Below are 4,710 nucleotides of genomic sequence, written 5' to 3' on the forward strand. Positions count from 1 at the left end.
CGGGGGCCGCCCGGCGCGCGGGCGCGCCGCCGGATGCCGGGACGCCGAGGCGCTGAGCGTGCCGGCCGACCTCGCCGCAGCGCTCGGGCCCGTCTGGCTCTGGATCGTCGCCGGCCTCGTGCTGGCGGCGGCCGAGCTGGTGCTGCCCGGCATGTTCCTGATCTGGCTCGGCCTCGCCGCCGTGCTGACCGGGCTCGCCGAGGCCGCGGTCCCGCTGCCCTGGCAGGTGCAGGTCCTCGTCTGGGCCCTGCTCTCGATCCTCTGTGCCGGCCTCGCGACGCGGCTCGATCGCCGCCGTCCGGCGAGCGTGCTCAACCGGGCGGATCGCGGGCTCGTCGGCCGCGAGGGCGTGCTGGCGGAGGCGATCGTCGGCGGCGCGGGCGCCGCGCGCTTCGACGACACCTACTGGCGCGTCACCGGGCCGGACCTCCCGGCCGGGGCCCGCATCCGGGTGACGGGGATGGCCGGCACGGTGCTGACGGTGATCGCGGCCTGAACGCCGGTCGCCGGAAGCGGCGGCCGGGCAGCCAGAAGGGCCGGGATCGGGACCCCGGCCCTCCTGAAGTCCGCGCTCGGCAGACCTTACTGGCGCGCGCCCTGGTTGGCGCCCTGGTTGCCCATGCCGACGCCGGTGTTGCTGCTCTTGCCCGTTCCGCCGCCCATGTTGCCCATGCCGCCCTCGCGGCCAGTCGTGCCGGTCGAGCTCGGCATCGTGTTCGGGTCCATCCGGGTCATCGAGCGGTCCATGCCCTGGCCGCCGCGCATGGCCGGGTCGCTCGCGCCGGCCGCGCCCGGCTGCGTGCCCTGCGCGAATGCGGCGCCCGAGAGCCCGATGACCAGCGAGGCGGCGGCGGCGATCGTCTTGATCTGCATGGCGTGTCTTCCTCCGTTCGGTATCGTGTGGGGCGTCAACGCCTCAGCTCCACGGCCGTTCAGAGAAAATCCGTCCGCTGGCGCAGGGCTCGCACGACTTCCGGATGGGTCGGCTCGGGTATCGCAGCTCCCCGCTGTCTCAGCGCGCTTTACGATGTTCGCACATCTCGGGCAGCCGCTTCCGCGTCTTCCCCTCCCCCGCAAAGGGGGGAGGGAGAGCGCGTGAGCCGCCGGATGTGTGAGATGACATGGGCGGGAGAACGCGCCGACACAGGAGCGATCATCCGATCGGACATGAAAAAAGGGGCCGGATCACTCCGGCCCCCTCTCTTGGACTTCGAAGGAAGCCGATCAGGCCCGCTTCTTCTGGTCCTTCTCGTCGACCTCCTGGAAGTCGGCGTCGATGACGTCGTCCTTCTTGGCCTCGCCCTCGGCACCCGCCGCGGCGGCGTCCGGGCCGGCCGCCTGGCTCGCCGCGTACATCGCCTCGCCGAGCTTCATCGAGGCCTGCATCAGGTCCGTGGTGCGGGCCTTGATGGTCTCGACGTCGTCGCCCTCCAGCGCGGTCTTGAGCGCCGTGCTGGCGGTCTCGATGCCGTCGCGGTCGGATTGCGGGACCTTGTCGCCGTACTCCTTCACCGACTTCTCGGTGGCATGGATCAGGCTCTCGCCCTGGTTCTTCACCTCGACCAGCTCGCGGCGGCGCTTGTCGGCCTCGGCGTTGGCCTCGGCGTCCTTCACCATCCGGTCGATGTCGGCGTCGGAGAGACCGCCGGATGCCTGGATGCGGATCTGGTGCTCCTTGTTCGTCGCCTTGTCCTTGGCCGTGACGTTCACGATGCCGTTGGCGTCGATGTCGAAGGTCACCTCGATCTGCGGCATGCCGCGGGGCGCCGGCGGGATGCCGACGAGGTCGAACTGGCCGAGCAGCTTGTTGTCGGCCGCCATCTCGCGCTCACCCTGGAAGACCCGGATGGTGACCGCGTTCTGGTTGTCCTCGGCCGTCGAGAAGACCTGGGACTTCTTGGTCGGAATCGTGGTGTTGCGGTCGATGAGCCGGGTGAACACGCCGCCCAGCGTCTCGATGCCGAGCGAGAGCGGGGTCACGTCGAGGAGCAGCACGTCCTTCACGTCGCCCTGGAGCACGCCGGCCTGGACCGCCGCGCCGATGGCCACGACCTCGTCCGGGTTGACGCCCTTGTGGGGCTCCTTGCCGAAGAAGGACTTCACCACCTCCTGGATCTTCGGCATGCGGATCATACCGCCGACGAGCACGACCTCGTCGATCTCGGAGGCCGAGACGCCCGCGTCCTTCAGCGCCTTGCGGCAGGGCTCGATCGTGCGCTGCACGAGGTCGTCGACGAGCGACTCGAACTTGGCGCGGCTGAGCTTCAGCGCGAGATGCTTCGGGCCGGTCGCGTCCGCCGTGATGTAGGGCAGGTTGATCTCGGTCTGCGTCGCCGAGGACAGCTCGATCTTCGCCTTCTCGGCGGCCTCCTTGAGGCGCTGGAGCGCGAGCTTGTCCTTCGTCAGGTCGATGCCCTGCTCGCGCTTGAACTCGGCGGTCAGGTACTCGACCACGCGGTTGTCGAAATCCTCGCCGCCCAGGAACGTGTCGCCGTTGGTGGACTTCACCTCGAACACGCCGTCGCCGATCTCAAGGATCGAGACGTCGAAGGTGCCGCCGCCGAGGTCGTAGACCGCGATCGTGCCGGACTTCTTCTTGTCGAGGCCGTAGGCGAGCGCGGCGGCCGTCGGCTCGTTGATGATGCGCAGCACCTCGAGGCCCGCGATCTTGCCGGCATCCTTGGTGGCCTGGCGCTGGGCGTCGTTGAAGTAGGCCGGGACCGTGATGACGGCCTGGGTGACCGGCTGGCCGAGATGCGACTCGGCGGTCTCCTTCATCTTCTGAAGGGTGAAGGCCGAGATCTGGGAGGGCGAGTACTTCTTGCCGTCGGCCTCGACCCAGGCGTCGCCGTTGTCGCCCTTGACGATCTTGTAGGGCACGAGGCCCTTGTCCTTCTGCGTCATCGGATCGTCGTAGGTACGGCCGATCAGACGCTTGATGGCGAAGAAGGTGCGTTCCGGGTTGGTGACGGCCTGCCGCTTGGCGGGCTGGCCGACGAGGCGCTCCCCGTCGTCCGTGAAGGCGACGATGGACGGGGTGGTGCGGGCGCCTTCCGCGTTCTCGATGACCTTGGGCTGCGTGCCTTCCATGACGGCCACACAGGAATTGGTGGTGCCCAAGTCGATGCCGATGACTTTACCCATGGTGGGATCCCTCTGTTGGTTCGAATTCAAGCAGACCGCCGAGCCCCGAAGCAGCTCGGCCCATGGCGGTGCGACGTAAAGTGATGTGCGTACGGGAGGGGGGGCGGATCAAGGGCCGGAGCCGGCGAAAAACCCGCGCCTAATCCCGTGTCGCAGCGGATATAAGAAGGGCTCCCGGGGGCCGCAAGGCAAAGCCGCACCCGGCGTGCGATTCGGGCAACGCCCGCGCCAGGGCCTTGGCGACCTTGAGGAATCGGCGCTGCGGGCGTGTCGCGGACGTGCCCGTGCGCCCGGATTTTGTTGCTCCGCTGCCACGCCCGCGCCATCGATGGCGTGTTAGCGTCGCCCGGCGGCCGCGCGACGGCGCCCGCTCCCCGGCGGGGAGGCGGGCACCGGGCGCGGCGCACGCCGTGCCCGTTCCTGCTTCGAAGGACTCGATGCGTCCGACCCGCAGCCTCCTGATCCCGCTCCTCGGCGCCGCGCTCGGCGCCGCGACGGCGCTGCCCCCGGCGGCGCAGGCCCAGAACTTCTTCGAGGAGCTGTTCGGGATCGGCCGCGCCGCGAGACCTCCGGTGCCGCCCCGCGGCGTGCCGGGTGGCGCCCCGCCCCCGTCCGCGCCGATGCCGGGCGACCCGCTGCCGGCCGATCCGGGCGCTCCCGCCGCCGAGGCGCCGCGCCCGGCCGCGCCGCCGAAGCCCGTGGTGCTGAAGGTGCCCGGCGAGGACGCGATCCTCGGGCAGGAGCTGCAGCTCAACGGCCTCGCCGGCAAGCTGAAGCTGGAGCGCGCCGGCACGGCGACGACCGCCCGCATCACGCTGCCCGGCACCAAGATCTCCCAGCCGACGGAATCCTGCACGGTGCCTCTGGCCGACGGCAACCCCGTCGCGCTCACCGCGGAGGGGCGCCCCGAGGGCGTGCCCCGCTTCGAGGCGGCCGCCGCCGAGTGCCCGCTACGCTTCGACGTGACGGAGGGCGGTCTCCTCGTCACGCCGCTCGGGCCCACCCCGGTCTGCACCTTCTCCACTTCCGACTGCACCACAACGCCGCGGGGGCTCTGGGGCCCGGCGGCCGCCGGGCTGATCCCGCGCTCGGCGGAGTTCGACACCGCCCGCGGCGTCGCCGACAAGGCGGTGCGCGACAACTACAAACTGATGACCCAGCGGGCGCGGCGCGAGGACGTGCGCCCGATCGTGACCGAGCAGGCGGCCTTCTCCTCCGACCGGGAGCAGCTCTGCCGCACCTACGCTCGCGAGGGCGCGCACGGCTTCTGCCACCTGCGCTTCACCGAGAACCGGGCGCTGGCGCTGGCGACGCGCCTCGGCGTGAACACCGCGGCCGCCCAGCCCGCCGCCGCGGCGACGCCGCGCCCGCGCCGGAAGCCCGCCGTCGAGGGCATGAACCCGGACGCCGCGCCGGGCGCCGGGATCCCGGTGGCGGAATAGGGGCTGTGGGACACGCCTCCCTCCCCGAAGAGAGGGCGGGAGGACGCGCGGGGTGGAATGTCTACAGGCAGGGGAAGGCGGTCCGCCCAGGTCGTCGGATCCCGCTCAGGCCGGGGGTGGCGGG

Annotated in this window: 4 protein-coding genes; 2 read left to right on the forward strand and 2 right to left on the reverse strand. The window is 71.2% G+C overall.

Features of this window, described 5'->3' with window-relative positions; translation table 11 throughout:
* Window positions 1-496, forward strand: a 496-nt coding sequence (locus AX737_RS19495; RefSeq protein ID WP_348626807.1) for an NfeD family protein, incomplete at its 5' end; no start/stop codon positions are given.
* Between the two features lie 86 nt (window positions 497-582).
* On the opposite strand, the gene AX737_RS19500 is transcribed toward AX737_RS19495, so the two are convergent.
* Together AX737_RS19500 and dnaK are read right to left on the reverse strand one after the other, a co-directional pair.
* The gene (locus tag AX737_RS19500) at window positions 583-873 is read right to left on the reverse strand and encodes a hypothetical protein (RefSeq protein ID WP_066924276.1); all 291 of its coding nucleotides are present in this window, start codon (window positions 871-873) and stop codon (window positions 583-585) included.
* 351 nt (window positions 874-1,224) lie between these two features.
* Window positions 1,225-3,144 carry a molecular chaperone DnaK gene (dnaK, locus tag AX737_RS19505; protein ID WP_066924278.1) on the reverse strand — a complete coding sequence of 640 codons (1,920 nt, stop codon included), beginning with the start codon at window positions 3,142-3,144 and terminating at the stop codon, window positions 1,225-1,227.
* A gap of 437 nt (window positions 3,145-3,581) precedes the next feature.
* Between dnaK and AX737_RS19510 the strand changes: the two genes are divergently transcribed.
* The gene (locus tag AX737_RS19510; protein WP_066924280.1) at window positions 3,582-4,586 is read left to right on the forward strand and encodes a hypothetical protein; all 1,005 of its coding nucleotides are present in this window, start codon (window positions 3,582-3,584) and stop codon (window positions 4,584-4,586) included.
* The last annotated feature ends 124 nt before the right edge of the window (window positions 4,587-4,710 follow it).

Origin of the sequence: Methylobacterium sp. CCH5-D2 (assembly GCF_001556475.1) — a bacterium.
GTDB classification, from domain to species: domain Bacteria; phylum Pseudomonadota; class Alphaproteobacteria; order Rhizobiales; family Beijerinckiaceae; genus Methylobacterium; species Methylobacterium hispanicum.